General features: G+C 72.7%; 16 protein-coding genes, 3 pseudogenes and 1 riboswitch. Of the genes and pseudogenes, 4 read left to right on the top strand and 15 right to left on the bottom strand.

What is annotated here, in order from left to right:
* Window positions 1–105 precede the first annotated feature (105 nt).
* The 15 genes and pseudogenes from M1O15_RS25575 to M1O15_RS25505 form a co-directional block, all read right to left on the bottom strand.
* Window positions 106–1,491 (bottom strand): NAD(P)/FAD-dependent oxidoreductase, encoded by a 1,386-nt coding sequence (locus tag M1O15_RS25575; protein WP_248636532.1) that lies wholly within the window; start codon window positions 1,489–1,491, stop codon window positions 106–108.
* A gap of 319 nt (window positions 1,492–1,810) precedes the next feature.
* Window positions 1,811–2,743, bottom strand: coding sequence for a Ppx/GppA phosphatase family protein (locus M1O15_RS25570; protein WP_248636531.1), 933 nt, complete (start codon window positions 2,741–2,743; stop codon window positions 1,811–1,813).
* On the bottom strand, window positions 2,740–3,279 hold the full coding sequence (locus tag M1O15_RS25565; protein WP_248636530.1) for a DUF501 domain-containing protein: 540 nt from the start codon (window positions 3,277–3,279) through the stop codon (window positions 2,740–2,742). Before M1O15_RS25565 ends, M1O15_RS25570 begins: the two co-directional genes overlap by 4 nt.
* 68 nt (window positions 3,280–3,347) lie before the next feature.
* The gene (locus tag M1O15_RS25560; protein ID WP_248636529.1) at window positions 3,348–3,830 is read right to left on the bottom strand and encodes an FtsB family cell division protein; all 483 of its coding nucleotides are present in this window, start codon (window positions 3,828–3,830) and stop codon (window positions 3,348–3,350) included.
* A gap of 208 nt (window positions 3,831–4,038) precedes the next feature.
* Window positions 4,039–5,325, bottom strand: coding sequence for a phosphopyruvate hydratase (gene eno / locus M1O15_RS25555; protein WP_248636528.1), 1,287 nt, complete (start codon window positions 5,323–5,325; stop codon window positions 4,039–4,041).
* A gap of 317 nt (window positions 5,326–5,642) precedes the next feature.
* The gene (locus tag M1O15_RS25550; RefSeq protein WP_248636527.1) at window positions 5,643–6,383 is read right to left on the bottom strand and encodes a LysM peptidoglycan-binding domain-containing protein; all 741 of its coding nucleotides are present in this window, start codon (window positions 6,381–6,383) and stop codon (window positions 5,643–5,645) included.
* A 3-nt stretch (window positions 6,384–6,386) separates the two neighbouring features.
* Window positions 6,387–6,576: riboswitch (cyclic di-AMP (ydaO/yuaA leader) on the bottom strand.
* Window positions 6,577–6,895: 319 nt separating this feature from the next.
* The gene (locus tag M1O15_RS25545; RefSeq protein WP_248636526.1) at window positions 6,896–7,855 is read right to left on the bottom strand and encodes a transglycosylase family protein; all 960 of its coding nucleotides are present in this window, start codon (window positions 7,853–7,855) and stop codon (window positions 6,896–6,898) included.
* A gap of 220 nt (window positions 7,856–8,075) precedes the next feature.
* Window positions 8,076–9,389, bottom strand: a complete 1,314-nt coding sequence (locus M1O15_RS25540; protein ID WP_248636525.1) for a cytochrome P450 family protein — start codon at window positions 9,387–9,389, stop codon at window positions 8,076–8,078.
* Window positions 9,386–10,426 (bottom strand): nucleoside triphosphate pyrophosphohydrolase, encoded by a 1,041-nt coding sequence (locus M1O15_RS25535; RefSeq protein ID WP_248636524.1) that lies wholly within the window; start codon window positions 10,424–10,426, stop codon window positions 9,386–9,388. The genes M1O15_RS25540 and M1O15_RS25535 overlap by 4 nt, the downstream gene beginning before the upstream one ends.
* A 38-nt stretch (window positions 10,427–10,464) precedes the next feature.
* On the bottom strand, window positions 10,465–11,115 hold the full coding sequence (locus M1O15_RS25530) for a SurA N-terminal domain-containing protein (RefSeq protein WP_248636523.1): 651 nt from the start codon (window positions 11,113–11,115) through the stop codon (window positions 10,465–10,467).
* A 199-nt stretch (window positions 11,116–11,314) separates the two neighbouring features.
* Window positions 11,315–12,418 carry a hypothetical protein gene (locus M1O15_RS25525; RefSeq protein ID WP_248636522.1) on the bottom strand — a complete coding sequence of 368 codons (1,104 nt, stop codon included), beginning with the start codon at window positions 12,416–12,418 and terminating at the stop codon, window positions 11,315–11,317.
* A gap of 140 nt (window positions 12,419–12,558) precedes the next feature.
* On the bottom strand, window positions 12,559–14,106 hold the full coding sequence (locus M1O15_RS25520) for a serine/threonine-protein kinase (protein WP_308282396.1): 1,548 nt from the start codon (window positions 14,104–14,106) through the stop codon (window positions 12,559–12,561).
* Window positions 14,103–14,783: a hypothetical protein gene (locus M1O15_RS25515; RefSeq protein WP_248636521.1), complete on the bottom strand. Its 681-nt coding sequence runs from the start codon at window positions 14,781–14,783 to the stop codon at window positions 14,103–14,105. The genes M1O15_RS25520 and M1O15_RS25515 overlap by 4 nt, the downstream gene beginning before the upstream one ends.
* Window positions 14,784–14,941: 158 nt before the next feature.
* Window positions 14,942–15,490 (bottom strand): annotated as a pseudogene (locus M1O15_RS25510) (restriction endonuclease subunit S domain-containing protein); the annotation flags it as partial.
* Between the two features lie 224 nt (window positions 15,491–15,714).
* Entirely contained in the window at window positions 15,715–16,440 is a 726-nt protein-coding gene (locus M1O15_RS25505) for a polysaccharide lyase family protein (RefSeq protein ID WP_248636520.1), read from the bottom strand.
* Between the two features lie 315 nt (window positions 16,441–16,755).
* On the opposite strand from M1O15_RS25505, the gene M1O15_RS25500 reads away from it, so the two are divergent.
* From M1O15_RS25500 to M1O15_RS25485, 4 genes and pseudogenes are all read left to right on the top strand, one after another.
* Window positions 16,756–17,679, top strand: coding sequence for a class I SAM-dependent methyltransferase (locus M1O15_RS25500; protein WP_248636519.1), 924 nt, complete (start codon window positions 16,756–16,758; stop codon window positions 17,677–17,679).
* A 154-nt stretch (window positions 17,680–17,833) separates the two neighbouring features.
* A pseudogene (locus M1O15_RS25495) lies at window positions 17,834–17,959 on the top strand (ATP-binding protein); the annotation flags it as partial.
* 309 nt (window positions 17,960–18,268) lie between these two features.
* Window positions 18,269–19,165, top strand: a complete 897-nt coding sequence (locus tag M1O15_RS25490; protein WP_248636518.1) for a helix-turn-helix domain-containing protein — start codon at window positions 18,269–18,271, stop codon at window positions 19,163–19,165.
* A 51-nt stretch (window positions 19,166–19,216) separates the two neighbouring features.
* Window positions 19,217–19,682, top strand: a pseudogene (locus M1O15_RS25485) (hypothetical protein); the annotation flags it as partial.

Below are 19,682 nucleotides of genomic sequence, written 5' to 3'. Positions count from 1 at the left end.
CGGGGCGATGCGCGGGCTGAAAGGCCGGGGGTACGGCGAAGGGGCCGCCCGCACCACGGATGGCGGGCGGCCCCTTCGACGAGGAGCGGTGGGGCTACCGGACGGTCAGGAGGCCTTGGCCTTCTGCGGGGCCGGCTCGGTGGCCTGCGCGGCCGGGGCGGGCTTGGCGGCCTCGTAGAACTCCTCGCGCGGCGTCTCCATGGCGCCGAGCGAGACGACCTCGCGCTTGAGGAACATGCCCAGCGTCCAGTCGGCGAAGACCCGGATCTTGCGGTTCCAGGTCGGCATGGCCATGCCGTGGTAGCCGCGGTGCATGTACCAGGCGAGGCGGCCCTTGAGCTTGATCTTCATCTTGCCCATGACGATCATGGCGACGCCCTTGTGGACGCCCAGACCGGCCACCGCGCCCTTGTTGGCGTGGCTGTACTCCTTCTGCGGGAAGCCCCGCATACCGGAGATGACGTTGTCGCCGAGGACCCGGGCCTGGCGCAGCGCGTGCTGGGCGTTCGGCGGGCACCAGGCGTTGGGGTTGCCGGCCTTGCGGCCGACCAGGTCCGGGACCTGGGCGTTGTCGCCGGCGGCCCAGATGTAGTCGGTGCCCTGCACCTGGAGGGTGGGGGCGCAGTCCACGTGGCCGCGGGGGCCGAGCGGCAGGCCGTAGCGGGCCAGCGCCGGGTTGGGCTTGACGCCGGCGGTCCACACGATGGTGTTGGAATCGACCTCCAGGCCGTTCTTCAGCACCACGTGGCCGTCGACGCAGGAGTCCATGGAGGTGCTGAGGTAGACCTCGACCCCGCGGCCCTCCAGGTGCTCCTTGCCGTACTGGCCGAGCTTGGGGCCGACCTCGGGGAGGATCTTGTCGGCGGCGTCGACGAGGACGAACCGCATGTCCTCGCGCTTGACGTTCTTGTAGTACTTGGCCGCGTCGCGGGCCAGGTCCTCGACCTCGCCGATGGTCTCCGCGCCGGCGAAGCCGCCGCCCACGAAGACGAAGGTCAGCGCCTTGCGGCGGACATCCTCGTCGGTGGTGGAGTCGGCCTTGTCCAGCTGCTCCAGGACGTGGTTGCGCAGGCCGATGGCCTCCTCGATGCCCTTCATGCCGATGCCCTGCTCGGCGAGGCCGGGGATCGGGAAGGTGCGGGAGACCGCGCCGAGCGCGACCACCAGGTAGTCGAAGGGCAGCTCGTACGCCTCGCCGACCAGCGGGGCGACGGTGGCGACCTTGCGGTCCTGGTCGATGGTGGTGACGCGGCCGGTGAGGACTTCGGCCTTCGGCAGGACGCGCCGCAGCGGGACGACGACGTGCCGGGGCGAGATGCTGCCGGCGGCGGCTTCGGGGAGGAAGGGCTGGTACGTCATGTACGAGCGGGGGTCGACGACCGTGACGGTCGCCTCGCCGTAGCGCATCTTCTTCAGAATGCGGCGAGCTGCGTACAGGCCTACGTACCCTCCGCCTACTACGAGGATCCTGGGACGCTCCGTGGTGCTCATGCCATCGAGTATCCACCCGCCCCACACCCCCTGCTCGTGCGCCCCTTCACAAGGATGGGAAGCACCTCTGCTACACTGCGCCGCCCACGTGACCCAGGTCATGGTCGCGGGAGGGAACCGGGAGGGGTTCCGGGACGTTGCCCACCCCCCGTGAACTGCGCAGAGAGCGCTCCGTAACGCCCATGCGGCACCCCGGTTCACGCCTGGGAAACAGAGCCGTAGCCGCCCTGTGAACCTGCGAAAGGGCCCTGAGGGGCGGCCCGGTGACCTCGAACGGCCCCCCGGACCCCCGACAGGGCCCTTTTCCTTGTGAAGAACTTCACGAACCTTTCGCGGGGGCCACCAGCGAGTGGGCGATCCCGTCCAGGATGTCGTGCTCCGAGACCACCACCTCGGCCGCTCCGGTGCGCTCCATGACGGCCTGGAGGACCAGCGCACCAGCGGTGATGACGTCCACCCGGCCCGGGTGCATCACCGGGATCGCGGCCCGCTCGTCATGGCTCGCGGACAGCAGCCGGGCGGTGACGGCGTCCACCTGCTCGCGGCTGATCCGCGAGCGGTGGATGGCCGCCGAGTCGTACGCGTCCAGCTCCAGCGCGATGCCCGCGACCGTGGTCACCGACCCGGCCAGCCCGACCAGCACCCCGGCCTCCCGGATCGGCACCGTCCGCTCCGCCAGGTCCAGCGCGGCGGCGATGTCGGCCCGGATGGCGGCGGTCTCCGCCTCGGTGGGCGTCGAGCCGCTCACATGCCGCTCGGTCAGCCGTACGCAGCCGATGTCCACCGAGCGGGCGGCGCGCACCGCGTCCCGGCCGACCACGAACTCCGTCGAGCCGCCGCCGATGTCCACCACCAGGTACTCCTCGGAGCCGGACAGCTCCCGGGTGGCGCCGGTGAAGGAGAACTCCGCCTCCTGGTCGCCGCTGATCACCTCGGGCTCCACGCCCAGGATCTCCCGCACCCCGGCGGTGAACTCGTCGCGGTTCTCGGCGTCCCGGGAGGCGGAGGTGGCGGCGAACCGCACCTTCTGCACCCCGTGCTCCGCTATCACCGCCGCGTACGCGCGGCAGGCGGCGAAGGTGCGCTGAAGCGCCTCCGGGGCGAGCCGGCCGGTGCGGTCCACGCCCTGGCCGAGCCGGACGATGGTCATCCGCCGGTCGAGTTCGACCGCCTTCCCGGTCTCCGGGTCGATGTCGGCGACCAGCAGCCGGATGGAGTTGGTGCCGCAGTCCACGGCGGCGACCCGGGTCATCCTCCACCTCCCTGGCAGCCCTCGCCGGGCGCCACGCAGGGGCCCTTGGCCCACCACTCGGGCAGCATCGCGACGGCCTCGTCGCCCAGCGGGTTGACCCCGGGGCCGGCCGCCAGCGAGTGGCCCACCAGCACATGCAGGCACTTGACCCGGTCCGGCATCCCGCCGGCGCTGGGGAAGCCCTCCAGCACCTCGATGGCGTCCCGGCGGGCGAGGTAGTCCTCGTGCGCGGCCCGGTAGGCGGCGGCCAGCTCGGGGTCGGCGGCCAGCCGCTCGGTCATCTCCTTCATCACCCCGTTCGCCTCCAGGGTGCCGATGGCGGAGGCGGCGCGCGGGCAGGTCAGGTAGTACGTGGTGGGGAACGGCGTGCCGTCGGGCAGCCGGGGCGCGGTCTCCACCACGTCCGGGTTGCCGCAGGGGCAGCGGTGCGCAATGGCGCGCAGGCCGCGCGGGGGGCGCCCGAGCTGGGCTTCAAAGGCGGCGATGTCCGCCTCGGTGGGCTCGGTGCGTTCGGTGGGCGGAGGGGGCGTTTCCATGCCTGCCTTGGTTCTCTTGTCTCGTGTTTCGCTGTGTCCTGCGGACTGCTTCTCTGTGTGCCGCGGGGCTACGGGTCCCGGGGGTCCGGGGAGGAGCGGTCGGCGCTGTCCACGCCGTCCCAGAGGTTGGAGTACCAGGGGCGGTCGGCCGCGCCCGGGTCGCCGGTGCGCTCGGCGGCCGCGTCGGGGTCGACCACCGTGTAGCCGGTCTCCCCGGGCAGCACGTAGTGCAGGTGCTCGCGGGCCAGCCGGCGGACGTAGGCGTCGTCCTGGAGCCGGGCCTTCTCGTCCCGCAGCCGCTCGACCCGCTCGGCCGCCTCGGCCGCGTGCCGCTCCTGCTCGGCGATCTCGCCGCGCTGGGAGACGTACTGCCGCATCGGGTAGGCCAGCGCCACCACCAGCGAGCAGACCACCAGCGCCAGGAAGGCGGCCCGGCCGGTGAGGCGGGAGCGGCGGTCCTGGCGGCGGGTCTGCGAGCGGTAGACGCGGGCGGCGGTCTCCCGGCCGAGCAGCCGCAGCCTGGTCGCGGTCGAGAACCGGTCCCGGGCCATCTCGCGCCTCCCCTCGCCCCGCCGGGCGGCATCCCGCCCGGCACTCTCGGCAACGTACGTACGTCCCCGGACACGGTACGGGACCGCGGCCGGGGACGTACGGAAGGAGGCGGCGTGCGCCGTGCTGAGCGGGTGTCAGCCGTGCTCGGTCGCGGGCGTCAGCCCTCGAACCGGCTGTGCTTGTCAGTCCGCGAAGCGGCTGTGCCTGTCAGCCCTCGAAGCGGAACCGCGGGAAGGCGGAGCGGCCGGCGTAGACCGCGGCGTCGTCCAGCATCTCCTCGATGCGCAGCAGCTGGTTGTACTTGGCGACGCGCTCGGAGCGGGCCGGGGCGCCGGTCTTGATCTGGCCGCAGTTGGTGGCGACGGCGAGGTCGGCGATGGTGACGTCCTCGGTCTCGCCGGAGCGGTGCGACATCATGCACTTGAAGCCGTTGCGCTGGGCCATCTCGACGGCGTCCAGGGTCTCGGTCAGCGAGCCGATCTGGTTGACCTTGACCAGCAGGGCGTTGGCGATGCCCTCCTCGATGCCGCGGCCCAGGCGCTCGGGGTTGGTGACGAACAGGTCGTCGCCGACCAGCTGCACCTTGGTGCCGAGCTTCTCGGTGATGGTCTTCCAGCCGGCCCAGTCGTCCTCGAACAGCGGGTCCTCGATGGAGACCAGCGGGTAGGCCTCGACCAGCTCCGCGTAGTAGTCGGTCATCTCGGCGGCCGAGCGGGACTTGCCCTCGAACTCGTAGGAGCCGTCCTTGTAGAACTCGGAGGCGGCGACGTCCAGGGCGAGCGCGATGTCCTTGCCGGGCTCGTAGCCGGCCTTCTTGACCGCCTCCAGGATGAGGTCCAGGGCCTCCCGGTTGGAGCCGAGGTCCGGCGCGAAGCCGCCCTCGTCGCCCAGGCCGGTGGCCAGGCCCTTCTCCTTCAGCACCTTCTTCAGGGTGTGGTAGACCTCGGCGCCCCAGCGCAGGGCCTCGGAGAAGGACTCCGCGCCGATCGGGGCGATCATGAACTCCTGGATGTCCACGTTGGAGTCCGCGTGCGAGCCGCCGTTGAGGATGTTCATCATCGGCACCGGCAGCAGGTGCGCGTTGGGGCCGCCCAGGTAGCGGAAGAGCGGCAGGTCGGCGGCCTCGGAGGCGGCGTGCGCCACGGCGAGGGAGACGCCGAGGATGGCGTTGGCGCCGAGCGAGGACTTGTCCGGGGTGGCGTCCAGGTCGAACATCGCCTGGTCGATCAGCCGCTGCTCGGTGGCGTCGTAGCCGACGAGCTCCGGGCCGATCTGCTCGATGACGGCGAGGACGGCCTTCTCGACACCCTTGCCGAGGTAGCGGTTGGTGTCCCCGTCACGGAGCTCAAGGGCCTCGAACGCGCCGGTGGAGGCACCGGACGGGACGGCGGCACGGCCGGTGCTGCCGTTGTCGAGGCCGACCTCGACCTCGACCGTGGGGTTGCCTCGCGAGTCGAGGATTTCCCGGGCTACGACGACGTCGATGGACGGCACGAGCATCTCCTTCTGGGATGTGACGCAAGGGGTGACGCGTGGAGTGCAGGGCCGGTAGGGCCTTGCGGCAAGAGCCTAACCGCCCGGGGGTCCGCCGCCCGTCGGCGCCCGCCCGCTGGGACGAAAAAGGGGTCATCCGATGGGATCACCGGACATATGGCGGCAGAACCTACCGATCGGTAGCCGCCAGGTGCCCCGGGCCCGGATGTGGCGGACCCCGGCCCGGACGGATCCGGGCCGGGGTCGCCGTACGCCGCCGGTGTCCGCGAAAAGCACCGGAGGCGCGCCGGGGGCGGCCCCGTCAGGGGCCGGGGGGCTCAGCTCAGGTGGAGCTGCTGGCCCGGGTAGATCAGGTCGGCGTCGTCGACGATGTCCTTGTTGAGCTCGAACAGCTTGCTCCAGCCGCCCTGGACCTTCTTCGCACCGGCGATGGTGGAGAGGGTGTCGCCGGTCTTCACCTTGTACTCGCCGTCGCCCTTCTCGACCTTCTTGCCGGTCGGGGTGGTGACCTTCTCGCCGGAGCCCGAGGCGGAGCCGGAGCCGGTGTCGGCCTTCGGGGCGGCCTGCGGCGCGGTGCGCTGCTGGCTGCGGGTGGTGGGCTGCTCGGCCTTGCGCTCCTGCTGCTGCGGCTGGGGCTGGGCCTGCTGCTGCGGGGCGGACTCCTCGCCGCCGCCGCTCTGCGCGGAGGCGCCGGACAGGTCGACGCCGCAGCTCGGCCAGGCACCCTTGCCCTGACTGGCGAGCACCTTCTCGGCGACCGCGATCTGCTGGGACTTCGAGGCCTGGTCGGCGGTGGGGGCGTAGCTGGTGCCGCCGTACGCGGCCCAGGTGGACGCCGAGAACTGCACGCCGCCGTAGTAGCCGTTGCCGGTGTTGATGGACCAGTCGCCGCCGGACTCGCACTGGGCGACCTTGTCCCACTCAGCGGTGGTGGCGGCGGAGGCGGAGGTGGCGCCCAGCAGCGGGGCGGCCACGGCGGCACCGGTGATACCGGCGAACGCGGCGAAACGGACGGCCTTGGACGGGCGACGGTGCTTGGCCTTGCCGGAAAACAGCATGGGTCATCTCCTCACCGACGCCTGCGAGGTGAGCTGTCGGGTTCGGGCGAGTGAGTTGGCCCGGTCGCACGGTGGCGACTTCACCCCAAGCCGGTCCGGTCGGTCGTACGGGACTCCTGACGAGTCCTCGCACGGCGGCCGTCCGCGGCACTTACCTTGGGTCCCCCGCTCCTGCCTTCGGCGCATGACGCGACGACTGTGCCCGACGGCCGGCGGCAGGATTCGGCGTTCCGGTCGGCGGGGCCCGCGGTGAGCGAGCGATGACGACCGTAGACACAGACCTCTCCCGAGATCAAAAACGGACATCAAGGTCAATGCGCCCGTATCGCGGCCCCCGTGACGGGCGTTTGCGCTGGTAGCGGGCACATTGGGCGTACCGGGCGGACGAGGGGCGCCAGTTGGGGCAAAGAGACCCATGTCTCACTCGCGCCCCACCCGCCCGTAAACGGACAAACGGCCACGTAATCCTCTCGGATCACCTGGCCGCAGACCGCCTTCCACCCCTGCTCGGCCTACTTCTGGTCCTCCGTCAGCTGGAGGTCCTGACCGGGGAGGATGAGGTCGGGGTCGGTGCCGACGGTGTCCTTGTTGGCCTCGTAGAGGGCGGTCCAGCCGCCGTCCAGCTCCCGCTCCTGGGCGATGGCGGTGAGGTTGTCGCCGGGCTGGACGGTGTATGCGCCGGGGTCGGTGCCCACCGAGCCGCGCTCGGCGCCCTCGCCGCGCGAGGTGCGGGCCTCGTCCTCCCGCTCGCCCTCGGTGCCCTCGGCAGCGGTCTCCTCGTCGCCGGGCAGCCCCGGGCCGGTGGCGGCCGGCTGCTGGTCGCGCCCGGCCTCGCCGGCCGGGTCGGCGCCGGTGCTCGCGGACGGGTCGGCGGAGGGCTCGGTGGCCGGCTCCTCCTCGGGTGCGGGCTTGCCGCGGTGCTTGCCGGTGCCGGAGGCGGACGCCTCGGAGTCCGCGGTGGTGGAGGCGGAGGCCCGGGCGTCGGCCGCGTCGGTCTTCTCCGGCGCCTCCGGCTCGATCTCGGACCGGTCGGCGTCGCGGGAGGCCGAGCCCGTGGTGGTCGGGGCGGCATCCCGCTCGCCGTGCGGGGTCTCGGCGGACGTCGCCGGCTCGCCGTCCGTGTCACCGGCGGCCGGGGACGGGGCCGGGTTCCGGGAGGCGTCGTCCTCGCCGAGCCCGGCGATGGGCGCGCAGGTCTGCCAGGCCGCCGCGCCGCCGGCCGCGTACACCTTCTCGGCCACCGCGATCTGCTGGGAGCGGCTGGCCAGATCCGGCCGGGCGGCGTGGGCGAGGCCGCCGTGGGACTCCCAGGTCTCCTGGGACATCTGGAGCCCGCCGTAGAAGCCGTTGCCGAGGTCGGCGCTCCACATGCCGCCGGACTCGCACTCGGCGACCCGGTCCCAGGTGGCGGCGTCTGCGGCCGTGGCGGTGCCCGCGCCCAGCAGCGGAAGGGCGATGGCCGATCCGGTCACCCCTGCCGCGACGACGATGGCGGGGGCTTGACGGGGTCGTCGGTGCCGGCCGTTCCCGGAGCGCATGCGGTGAGCCTTTCGCGTGACAGCTGAGGTGTCCGAGAAAGTAGCGGCATTCGAACGTCAGTCACAAGTCGATGCAGCGGAGATCACGCCAAGATCACAATATTGACGCGGTGTCAGCTTGCGTCATGTCGGACATGGCCGGACGAGCGGGGACCTACCGACTTCCCGGGCCCGCCGGCGCGGGCGTGAAGGCGACCGGGAGCTGCCGCAGCCCCCGCATGATCAGGCCGCCGCGCCAGCGCAGTTCGGCCGGGTCGGCGTCGAGGCGGAGGTCGGGGAGGCGGGTGAGCAGGGTGGCCAGCGCGGTCTGGCCCTCCAGCCGGGCGAGCGGGGCGCCCAGGCAGTAGTGGACGCCGTGGCCGTAGCCGAGGTGCTGGTTGTCCCGGCGGGCCAGGTCCAGGGTGTCGGGCCGGTCGAACCGCTCCGGGTCCCGGTCGGCGGCGGCGAGGACGACCAGCACCGGGTCCCCGGTGGCGATCCGCTGCCCGCCCAGGGTGAGCGGCTCGGTGGCGAACCGCCAGGTGGCCAGCTCCACCGGGCCGTCGTAGCGCAGCAGTTCCTCCACCCCGGTCTCCAGCAGCCCTTGCTCCCCCGCGGCCAGCGACTCCTGCAACCGGGCCCGCTGCCCGGGGTTGCGCAGCAGCGCGTACACCCCGTTGCCGATGAGATTGACGGTGGTCTCGAAACCGGCGAAGAGCAGGATGAAGGCCATCGCGGCGGCCTCGTTCCCGGTCAGGTGCTCACCATGGTCCGAGGCCCGGATCAGCCCCGAGATCAGGTCCTCCCCCGGCTCGGCCCGCTTGCGGTGGATCAGCTCGGCGAGATAGCCGCGCATCTTCTTCACCGACCGGGCGACGCCCCCTCGCGGCCCGCCGCCGTGCCGGATCATCATCCCCGCCCAGTCGCGGAAGTCGTCCTGGTCCTCGCGCGGGACGCCGAGCAGGTCGCAGATGGCGTAGATGGGCAGCGGGAAGGCGAACTCATGGATCAGGTCGGCGCTGCCCCGCGCCGCGAAGCCGTCGATCAGCCGGTCGGTCAGCTCCTGCACCCGGGGCGCGAACTCGGCCACCCGGCGCGGGGTGAACGCCTTGGACACCAGCCGCCGCAGCCGGGTGTGGTCCGGCGGGTCGATGTTGAGCAGATGGGTCATCAGCTCGGCCTTGCGCTCGCCCGGAATGCCGGTCTTGCCCTTGGCGTGCGCCGGCTCGTCGTGGTGCGCCGGATTCTTGCTCAGCCGCTGGTCCGCCAGCGCCTGCCGGGCGTCCCCGTACCGGGTGACCAACCAGGCCTCCACCCCACTGGGCAACCGCGTCCGGTGCACCGGCTCATGCTCCCGCAGCCAGGCGTACGCCGGATACGGATCGGTGGCGAACTCCCAGGTGAACAACTCCGGCGCGGGCGCGGCAGCCCCGGAGACGGGGCAGCCGGCGGGGGTGGAGCCGGGGGCGGATTCGGGGGCGGCGCTCATCGGGCGTCGTCCTCGTGCTGTTCGGCGTCCTGGCTGCCGCCCCGGCCCGGCTCCCGTCCCGCGGGCAGCCCCTCGGCCGCGCGGATGGCGTCGCGGTAGGCGCGGCCGGCGGCGCGGAGGGCGGCTTCGGGGTCGATGCCCTGGGCGTCGGCGCGGGCGGCGAGGGCGAGCAGGTCGTAACCGAGGCCGGGGCCCGTCGGGAGCGGGACGTCGAGGCCGGCGGTGCGGACCCGGCTCGCGAGCTTGGCGGCGAGGGCGAGGCCGGGCTGCCCGACCGGGACGCCGTCGGTGACCGAGGCGCGCTGCTTCTCGGCGGCCTTGGTGCGCAGCCAGTGCTCCTTGACCTCCTCCGGGGTCTCGGCGCGGGCGTCGCCGAAGACATGGGGGTGGCGGTGGATGAGCTTCTCCACGATGGTGCCGGCCACCTCGTCCACGGAGAACGGCTCCTCGGGGTCCTCCTCCGCGATCCGGGCGTGGAAGACCACCTGGAGCAGGACGTCCCCGAGCTCCTCGCGCAGCTCGTCCCGGTCACCGTCCTCGATGGCCTCGACCAGCTCGTACGCCTCCTCCACGGCGTACTTGGCGAGGCCCCGGTGGGTCTGCCGGGAGGACCAGGGGCAGGCGCGGCGGATGCGGTCCATCACCTCGACCAGGTCGAGCAGCCGGGCGCCCGGCAGGTCGTAGGAGCCGGGCAGCAGCTCCAGCTCCGGCATGGCGGTACGGCCGGAGCCGGCCAGCCGGGCCAGCCCGTCGGTCAGCGCCCGATCCCCCTCCCCGGTGGCCAGCACGACCACCACCGCCCCGTCCGCGCACGCCCCGACCAGCTCCTCGGCCAAGGGGGCGGCGGGCTCCACGGTGACGCCCGCCTCAGCCAGATATGGCAGCTGGGGGTGGTCCGGGTCGGCGCACAGCACACGGTCGGCCGTGCGCAGCGCCTGCCAGGCGGGCCAGGACAGCAGTCCCGGCGCCACCCGGTGGCTGGCGGTGAGCAGGACGATACGGCCGGCAGGCGTGGCGGCGGCGGGGTTCTCGTTCACCCCTGAAACGTACCGCCGGTGAAACGTACCGCCTCAGCTCAGGCCTGCTCGGGCTGGGCGGGCTGCCGGGTGGTGACCTGCCGGAGCCAGGGCGCCCGGTACTCGCCGAGCTGGATTCTGGCGTCGTCCCAGGTCCCGTAGCGCGGGTTCACGTCGATGCCCAGGTCCTTGGACGCGGCGGTGAACAGCCCGGTCAGCTTCTGCTGTCCGGCCGGGTCGTTGCCGGCGCCCGCCTTCTCGGCGATCTTGCCCATCAGGACGTTGCGCCGGACCACGGCGTCGATCTCCCCGGGCGCCACCCCCTGCTGCTGGAGCAGCATCGCGGCCAGCTGCTCCTCGCCGCCGCTCTGCGAGGCGGCGGACTTCCGGGTGTCCTGGATCTCCTTGCGGCTGGCGGTCACGCCCTGCTCGGCGGCGACCCGGTCCACCACCCGGTCGAAGATCATCCCGTTCAGCTTCTCCCGGCTGAGGTCGCCGGTGGCCCGGATGAGCTGCGCCGACTCGGGCGAGGCCTGCTGGGCGTCGCGCACCTGGCGGACCTGCGCCTGGAGCGCGGAGACCTCGATACGGTCGCCGCCGACGACGGCCGCCGCGCCGGGACGGGCCTCGCTCCCGCAGGCGGTCAGCAACGGGGCGGCGGCCAGGGCTGCGGCGGTGGCGGCGAGGGCGGTGCGACGGCGGCGGTGCAAAGGAGCCTCCCGGCGTGGGTCGTGCGGCGGTGGACAACGACCTTGCGGTGATCGATGGTATGCAGCGGATGTGGCGCGGGCCACCGTTTCGACACCACCGGTCTCGGTGGCACCGCGCGTACCGCTGCCCCGTGCAACGAGCGAGGGGCACCCGGGGTGCTGCCGCCTCACCGCACCGGGGCCCGGGCCCCGGGAACCGTCAGAACAGGCTCTTCTCGACCACGGCGTTGTCCGGGAAGCGGCGGTCGGCGTTGCCGTTCCAGCGGATGCTCAGGTTGAGGGTGGTCCCGGCCCCGGCGAGGGACGGCTGGGAGTTCGAGGGGCCCGCGCCGTCCGTGGTGCGGTTCCAGCCGTCGTAGGTGGCACCGCCGTCGCTGGTCTGGTTGACCCAGGTGTTGCCGTCGGTTCCGATGCAGGCGAACGCCTGGTGCGCCATGCTGTGGTAGCCGGGTTCGCCCGGGCCGGCGACCCGGTCCGGCGGGCCGCCGCGCGCTCCGGCGATGCCGGACTCGCACACGCCTCCGCCCGGTACCTGCGAGGGGGCGACGGTCTGGCTCGGGTTGTCGACGTTGTAGGCGCCCTGCCACACATGGTGGTCCATGCCGACCACGGCCAGGTTCACGTAGTTCTCCCGGTTCCCGAGCCGATTGGACCAGGTCCAGGAGAAGACGGACTCGCCGAATCGCAGGTCGGTGGGGATCTCGAAGTTCGGCACTTCCTGGTAGTTGGTGCGGTAGGTCGTCCCGCCCGGCTGGATCTCCATGCGCTGGACCGCGATACGTCCGTTCGACACGCTGAGCGTGATCGCCGCGACGTTGCGGTCGAGCACGACGACCGACGGAGGAGCCGCACTGACCGCGTTGCCGGGGACCCGGGTCCACCCCGACCAGCTGTTGTTCTCCAGGTTCTGCAGGAGCGTGTAGTAGGTGGCTCCGTCCGTACCCGTGTGGAAGACGACGATCCGGCCGGCCATGGTGACGATGGCCGGAGCGTGGTGCGTCTCATGGCGGCTGGGGATCTGCCGGAACCCGTTGCCGTTGTAACTGACGTAGATGCGGTTGTCGAGACCGAGGATGGCCGTGTACTCGATGCCGCCGGTGTTCAGGACGCTCGGCGCGGAGTTGGTGCGGGCACCGCCACCGCCGTTGACCCATGCCGATTCGTTGCGGGCCGCGGCGGCCGGGGGCACGGCGATCGTGCCCAGCAGTCCGGCGGCGGCCAGGGCCACCAGCCCCGCCCGCAGCACGGACCGTGCACGGCCACCGCGTTCAGTCCGGTCGAAGAGCCGTCTCGGGTACCTCATGGGTGCTCCCCTCTCGTCGTCGCCGTCATCGCCGGCGTCGAGGCGAAGCTACGTTTCCGGAGGCATCCCCGGCTGTTCCGGGCGCGCACCGCTCTGACCGCGGAGCGCACAAGTCCCTTCACGATCAAGCGCGTTCGGGCTCAGAAGCCGCGCATCTGGCGTTGGCGGTCCAGGGCGCGGCGGAGCTCGGTGGCGAGCGGGTGGTAGGGGCCGTAGGCGCGCTCGGTGTCGTAGAGGAGGTTCTGCAACTGCTGGTGGGCGGCGCTGTGGTCGCCCATGGCGAGCAGCAGGTTGCCGATGCGGTGGCGGATGTCGAAGGCCCGGGACAGGTCGGCGCCGGGCGCCAGGGTGGTGCTCTCGTGGTACGGGAGCAGGGCCCGGTACTCGGTGAGCGCGGCGGCGGTCTCGCCGAGCTGCTCCAGGCAGAAGGCCGCGTCGTAGCGGAACTGGAGGGTGGCCGGGTCGCCCGGTCCGGCCTGGCCCGCGCGGTCGTCGGCGAGCCGCCGCAGCTCGGGCAGGGCGCGGCGGTACTGGCCGTCGTCCATCAGCGTGGAGGCGTACTGCTTGCGCAGGATGCTGACCACCGGGGAGTGCTCGCCGTGCTCGGCGGCGGCCGCCGGGAGGATGGAGCCGAGCAGGTCCACGGCCCGGGCGATGCTGCCCTCCGCGAGCAGCCGCTTGACCTCCTCCACCGCCCCGGCCACGTCCAGGCGGGCGGTGGGCGGGGCCGTGGGCGGCGCGATCGGCGGGGGCGGCGGGATGACCGCGGCGGTGGCCGAGGCCCGGTCGGGCCAGGGCGCGTGGGGGCGGGCGAAGGGCCGGGTGGGGTCCATCGGCCCGGGCGCCCCGCCGCGCGGGGGCAGCAGCGGGGCGAGCGCCTCGTACACCGCCTGGGCGCCGTCGGGCCGGTCCTGCGGGTCCTTGGCGAGCAGCCGGAGCACCAGCGCTTCGAGCGGTTCGGGGACCTCGGGGCGGAGCCGGCGCAGCGGCAGCGGCGGCTCGTAGAGGTGGCGGTGGAGCACCCCGAGCGCGGTGGATCCGGTGAAGGGGACGTTCCCGCTGAGGAGTTCGTGGAGCAGTGCGCCGAGCGCGTACAGGTCGGTGTACGGGCCGACCGCGCCGCCCATGGCCTGCTCGGGCGCCATGTAGGCGGGGCTGCCGATGGGCGAGCCGGTGTGGGTGAGGCGGGTGGTGTCGGTGTCGATCGCGGAGGCGATGCCGAGGTCGAGCACGGTGACCGTGCCGTCCGGCTTGACCATGACGTTCCGCGGCTTGAGGTCGCGGTGGACGATCGGCACGGCGTGGACGGCGGCGAGCACCGCGCAGAGCTGGGCGGCGACCCCCACGGCCCAGCGCCAGGGGTAGGGGTCGTGCTCGGAGAGGTGGTCGGCCAGGTCGGCGCCCTCCACGTACTGCATGACCAGGTAGAGGTCGCTGTCCTCGCTGCCGGCGTCGTGCACGGTGACCAGGCCGGGGTGGCTGACCTGGGCGGTGACTCGGCATTCGCGGACGAAGCGGCGGCGCATCTCGTCGGCGGCGGTGGCCGGGGCCATGGCGTCGGGGCGCAGCAGCTTGACGGCCACCCGGCGGTCCAGCCGGCTGTCGTAGGCGGTCCACACCTGGCCCATGCCGCCCTGGCCTATCAGGGTGGACAGTTCGTAGCGCCCGGCGATGAGGCGTCCGTTCACTTCTCCTCTTCCCGGCGGCTGTCGCGGCCGTCCTGCCGGTCCTGCCTCAGGAGGTCGCTGAGCTCGTCCAGCTCGGCGCGCACCTGGTGGATGCGGTGCGAGGGCGGCTGGGAGGCCGCGGGGTGCTGCCGGGGCTCCGGCGGCGGGGTGGCGGCCGGTGCCTGCCGGTGCGCGGGCGGCTGGTGGACAGGAGCCTGGCGCGGCGGCGGGGTGTGGTGCGGCGGCGGGGTGTGGTGGGGGGTGGGGACGGTGGCGGTCGCCGGGCCCGGGTAGCCGTAGCCGCCGGTGCCGCCATGGCCGCCGGCGGAGCCGTAGGGGGCGGTGGCCAGCCGGTTGAAGTGCTGGACCTCCAGGCTCAGATAGAGGCTGAGCACCGAGGCGATCAGCAGGACCAGCCACACCGCGATCACCACCGACGCGCCGTCGCCGATCTCGCCCTTCACGTCCGTCGGGGCCGTCCCGCTGTAGATGAACAGCCCGATGGTGAGCAGCAGCGTCAGACCGAACAGGAACCAGTCCCGGGGGCGCCGGGTGACGAGGGCGAGCCGCAGCATGGCGGCCCAGCCGAGCAGTCCGCAGCTGAGGAACGTCAGTACCGAGAACAGCACGCGCAGGCCGATGAGCGCGCCGTCGGAGGGACGCCGGGGCGGTGGCGGTGCGGTGCCGGGGCCGTACATTGCTGCTCCTGGACGGACGAGGTGCGGGGTGGTTCGGGCGCGAACGGGTGCTCTGCGCATGTGAGCGTATACATCGACACCGACAGGGCGGCCGGGGTTGCACCGAACCGTTGCCGAACCGATCACGATCGCGCCCCGGTGGCCCCCCGCGGCGGGCCTCACGCCTCGATGGCGCCGTCCGTCAGCCCGTCGTACATGCCCCGCACCAGCCGCTCGCCGAGCCGCCCGGCCAGCCGCAGCGCGGCCTCGAACTCGGCCAGCGCCCGGAACCGCTCGCCCAGGCGTCGCTGTTCGGCCGGCGGCAGCCGCGGCAGCTGGAGCCGGCGTACGTCGAGCCGGGTGGAGGTGGTGGTGTAGCTGCTGGCCTGCCGCTGGTTGGCGGTGCCGCGCAGGAAGCCGGCCAGGAACCAGGGGTCCAGGGCGGCCGGATCGGGGCGCAGCAGTTGCAGGTTGCGGCCGAGCGCGGCGCCCGCGGTGGCCTCGTCCACCACCCGGGCCGCCCGGCCGCCGCCGAGGACGGGCACGACGACGTCCCCGGCCCGGAGCAGCACGGGCTCGTCGCCGGGTCCGGCGGGCAGGCTCCCGGAGGGCGGCTCCCCCGTGAACACGTCGTGCTCGGTGAGGACCCGCGCCGACCCGGCTCCCGAACCGCCGGAGTGCAGCTCCAGCGCCCCGGTACGGGCGAGTTCGCCGACAGTGACGCCGGGCGGACGGCCGCCCGCCCCCGCCCGGTCGGCCCCGGTGCCGCCCGCCGCCTGCTGGGTGTCGGACGCGGCGTCCACGACGAGGAGGTCGGGGCGGGGGAGGCGGTGGGCGCGGACTTGCGCAGCACCCAGAGGTGGAGCGGTACGCCGTAGGGGGGGGCGGCCCGTCCGGCTCCGGCACGTCCATGGAGCCGGAGCCGGGCCTCGGGCGGACCGGCCGACGCTCCCTACAGGACGTCGGCTCGCGTGGTGCCCAGCTTCAGCCCGGCGACCCAGTTGATGGAGGCCTTGGTGTTGTCCGTGCCGAAGTACGTGCCCCACCGGGGCTTGTTGCCCAGGTTGTCCCAGGTGCGGGCGTTGGAGCGGGAGGCGAACCGCACGCCGTCCTTGTAGATGTCCAAGGTGCCGCCACCGGAGGAGCTGGTGGTGATGCCGAGCTGGATGGAGTGCCACTCTCCGGCACTCCAGGGCGTGCTGCCGATGAGGATCCACTCCTCGCCGGTGGCCACGTACCACGCCTTGAGCCTGCCCCCTTCCACCTTCATCAGCACGGGGTAGTTCTGGCTGTGCTGGTCGTTGGTGCCGTTGGACTTCCACTGGAAGACGCAGCCGGTGTCCCCGGTCTTGGTCATCGAGTCCCAGCCGAACCAGTACGTCTTGTTGTTCTGCCAGGCGTACTCCTGGCCGTTGGGCAGGCGGACGTTGTGCCCCTCGCAGCGCGAGGTGGAACCGGCCGGCTTGTCGAACCGGAAGAAGCTGCCGTGGCCGTCGTTCCAGTTTCCGACCGTGACCCGCCCGGGAGAGTCGCACAGCGTGGTGCCGAAGACCTTCGTCCCGAGGGCGGCGTCGCCGTTCCAGATGACGGAGGCGGAGGCGGGCGAAGCGGACACCAGCAGCGCGGCTGTCGCCGACACCGCGAGAAAGACCTGCGATTTCGCATGGAGCCGAGGCATGGAACCCTCCTGGATTGTGGGGAGTTGAGAGCCCCCGGGGGACCCGGCGTGGTCGTTTCTAGTGCGTTCGATCGAGACCGTCAACCGTTCACGCACTTTCGATCATTCGATCAAATTGCTATGGGGGAGCAGCGCGGGTACACCCCGTGAACCACCGGGAGGCGGGCGGCAAGCCTCACGCCGGAACGACAAGCGCCGCAAACACCTCCGGCGCACTCCCCGGCGGCGGTTCAGCCGCCGGACACCCACTGTTCATCCGCCGAGCACGGCCCCGTGGTGGGCAACCGCGCCCGCCCGCCCATAGGTTTCCGAGGCATGGCCCCAGACACCCCACGGTTGGCGAAGCGGCTCCTGCGACCGGCCTACCGGCTCGCCGAACCTCATCTGCGGAAGACCGCGGAACGCGCGGCACGGCCCCTGCGGACCGAGCTGGCGGCGCTGGCGAAGGAGGTCGCGGAGCTCCGGGAGCGGCAGTACGCGCTCGGCCTGCTGGTCGACGGCACCGGTCGCGGCACCCACCGGATGCCCACCCCGCAGGTGATCGACACCCTGGTCCGCCAAGTCGGCGCCGTCAGCGGCAGCCCCGAGCACGCCCGCCGCGCGGTGGTCACCGCCTTCCGCACCCTGGTCGCCCAGGAGGCCCTGGGCATCGGCCGGCTGGCCGGGTCCACCTCCAACATCTGCGGCAAGCTGGCCACCGTCCCGCTGCTCACCCCGCCGAACGGCAGCATCCTGGAAATCGGCACTCTCTACGGCCAGTTCGCCGCCGCCCTGCTCCGCATGACGCACCGCGCGGGCATCGAGCCCGAGCTGACCATCGTGGACCCGCTGGCCGGCTCCCAGCTCCAGCCCGGCACCGCGGGCAACGCCGACCCGACCGGCACCCCGGTCCGCGAGGACGTGGTGCGCGCCAACCTGGCCCTGGCCGGCAGCCCCGGCGCGTACACCTCCCGCATCCAGCGCGGCTTCTCCTCCGACCCCGAGGTCCGCAAGGCCGTCTCCGACCGCGCCTACGGCGTGATCATCGTGGACGGCGACCACTCGGCGGACGGCGTGGCCGCGGACCTGGAATGGGTCGAGGAGATCGCCGCCCCGGGCGCGGTCGTGGTCCTGGACGACTACGGCGACAACAAGTGGCCCGGAGTCCAGCAGGCCGCCGACGTCCATCTGGCCCGCGGCGGCTCCCGCTTCACCCTGCTGGGCCGGGTATCCACCTCGGCCTTCCTCCGGGCGGACTGAGGCCCGGCGGGCCTTCCGCACGACGACGAACGACAGCGCGCCCCGCCCCCGGCGATCACCGGGACCGGGGCGCGCGTGCGTCGTGCCGGGGTCAGCTCCCGGACGCGTACGTCACGAAGTCCGCCCAGGCGGTGGAGGCGAACCCGAGCTGCGGCCCCGACAGGACGCCGAGTCGGGACGCGGGCTGCTGATCGTCGAGGCGCTCGCCGACCGCTGGGGTGTGACGGTCGGGCCGGTGCCCCGGAAGACCGTCTGGGTGGAGCTGGATCTCGTATCGTGACCGGCCGCTCGACCGGCCCCGAGGCCGGCGGGACCGGGGCGTGGGATTCCACGACCCGGTGGTGCGCGACGCGGTGCGGCCCGACGTAAGAAGACCAAAGGAAGTAAGGAAAGGACCGGGAAAACCACCCACCCCACCCACCCTCCGGTACCCGTCACCCTCCCGGGTGATTTTGTCCAATCGGGCTGGCATTCGGGTGGGTTGGCGGGCATATGCTCGCGGCGATCACCTCAGACATACGTCGGCCCCCGACCGGAACTCTCACCTTCCAACCGAGGGCCTGACCAACAAGGAAGCAGTCCCTTCCCCATGGCTGTTCAGCACCCTAGCGCGCCCTCGCGCGCCCCGTTCGGCGATCGCCGCCGTGTCACTCCTTCCGGCGTGATTCACGTCAAGGTCCGGCACAGGACCGGCTTCACCGTCGTCGGCAACCACCTCGCCCAACATCACCAGTTGTCGCTGGTCGCGATCGGGCTCGCCGTCCACATCCAGTCGCTGCCCGACGGGGCCAAGATCGGCATCAAGGCCCTCGCCGACCGCTTCCCCGAGAGCGAGCACCGGATCGCCGCCGCCCTACGGGAGTTGGAGGAGCACCGCTACCTCTCGCGGACCCGGGAGCGGCTGCCCAACGGCAAGGTCGTCACCCGTACCGTCTCGTACAACCACCCGGACGCGGAGGGGCCGGAGCCCGATCCCGTACCGCCCGGCGACTCGTCCCCGACACCGGCCCCCGTACCACCGTCGCCACCGAAGGAACCGGCACCCCCGGCGGCTGCACCGGCGCCCTCCCCGCCACCACCGCCGCTTCCCACACCCCAGACCCTCGACCCGGAGCGCCACCACCTGGCCGCCGACCTGCTGGCCGGGCTGCGCCGCGACGATCCCCGGCTGGTCCTGGGCGAACGGGAGGTCCGGCGGCTGACCCCGGCGGTGGCCGCCTGGCTGGAGCGGGAGGTGGCCCCCGAGGCCGTACGCCTCGCCCTCACGACCGGCCTGCCACCACTACTGGCCCGGCCCGCGGGCTTCCTCGCCCACCGGCTCACCGCCCAACTGCCGCCGCCACTGCCCGCGCTGCCGCCCGGGCCGAAGGCCCCCGACCCGCTGATCAACTGCACCGGCTGCGACCGGTCCTTCCGCTCCCCCGACCCGACCGCACGCTGCCGCGACTGCCGAGAAGCGGCCATGGCCGCCACCGAGGCGGCCTGAGCCGAGCGGGTCCGGGGGTCTCACCCCATCCGACAATCAAGAAGGAGTCCGATGGTCAGCTCGCCTCATGAGGCGATGCACCGGATCTTCGAGGAGTATCCGGCGCTGTTCAGTAGCGTGGCCGAGGTACTCGGCGTGCCCTTCGGCACCCCGATCTCGATGACCGCCTTACCGACCGACCTCACCGAGACCCGCCCCCTCGAACGACGACTCGACACCCTGCTGCGCTTCGAAACCGAGGAAGAGGGCGAATTCCTCCTCGCCGTCGAAGCCCAAGGCAAGCGGGATCCAGCCAAGCCCGCCAGCTGGGCCTACTACCTCTCCTACCTGTACAACAAGTACGGCCAACACCCCGCCCTGCTCGTCATCTGCCAGGACCGGGCAACCGCCGAGTGGGCCTCACAGCCGGTCCACATCGGACCGCCCCAGTGGGCCTCACTCATCCTGCGCCCCCTGGTCGCCGGCCCCCACAACATGCCGGTCATCACCCGCGAGACCGAGGCCCGCAAGGACCCCG

It is taken from the genome of Streptomyces lichenis (assembly GCF_023218175.1).
Taxonomy (GTDB): Bacteria; Actinomycetota; Actinomycetes; order Streptomycetales; family Streptomycetaceae; genus Streptomyces; species Streptomyces lichenis.
The sequence above is the reverse complement of the archived record's forward strand: the minus strand, read 5'-3'. Positions and strand labels throughout refer to the sequence as shown.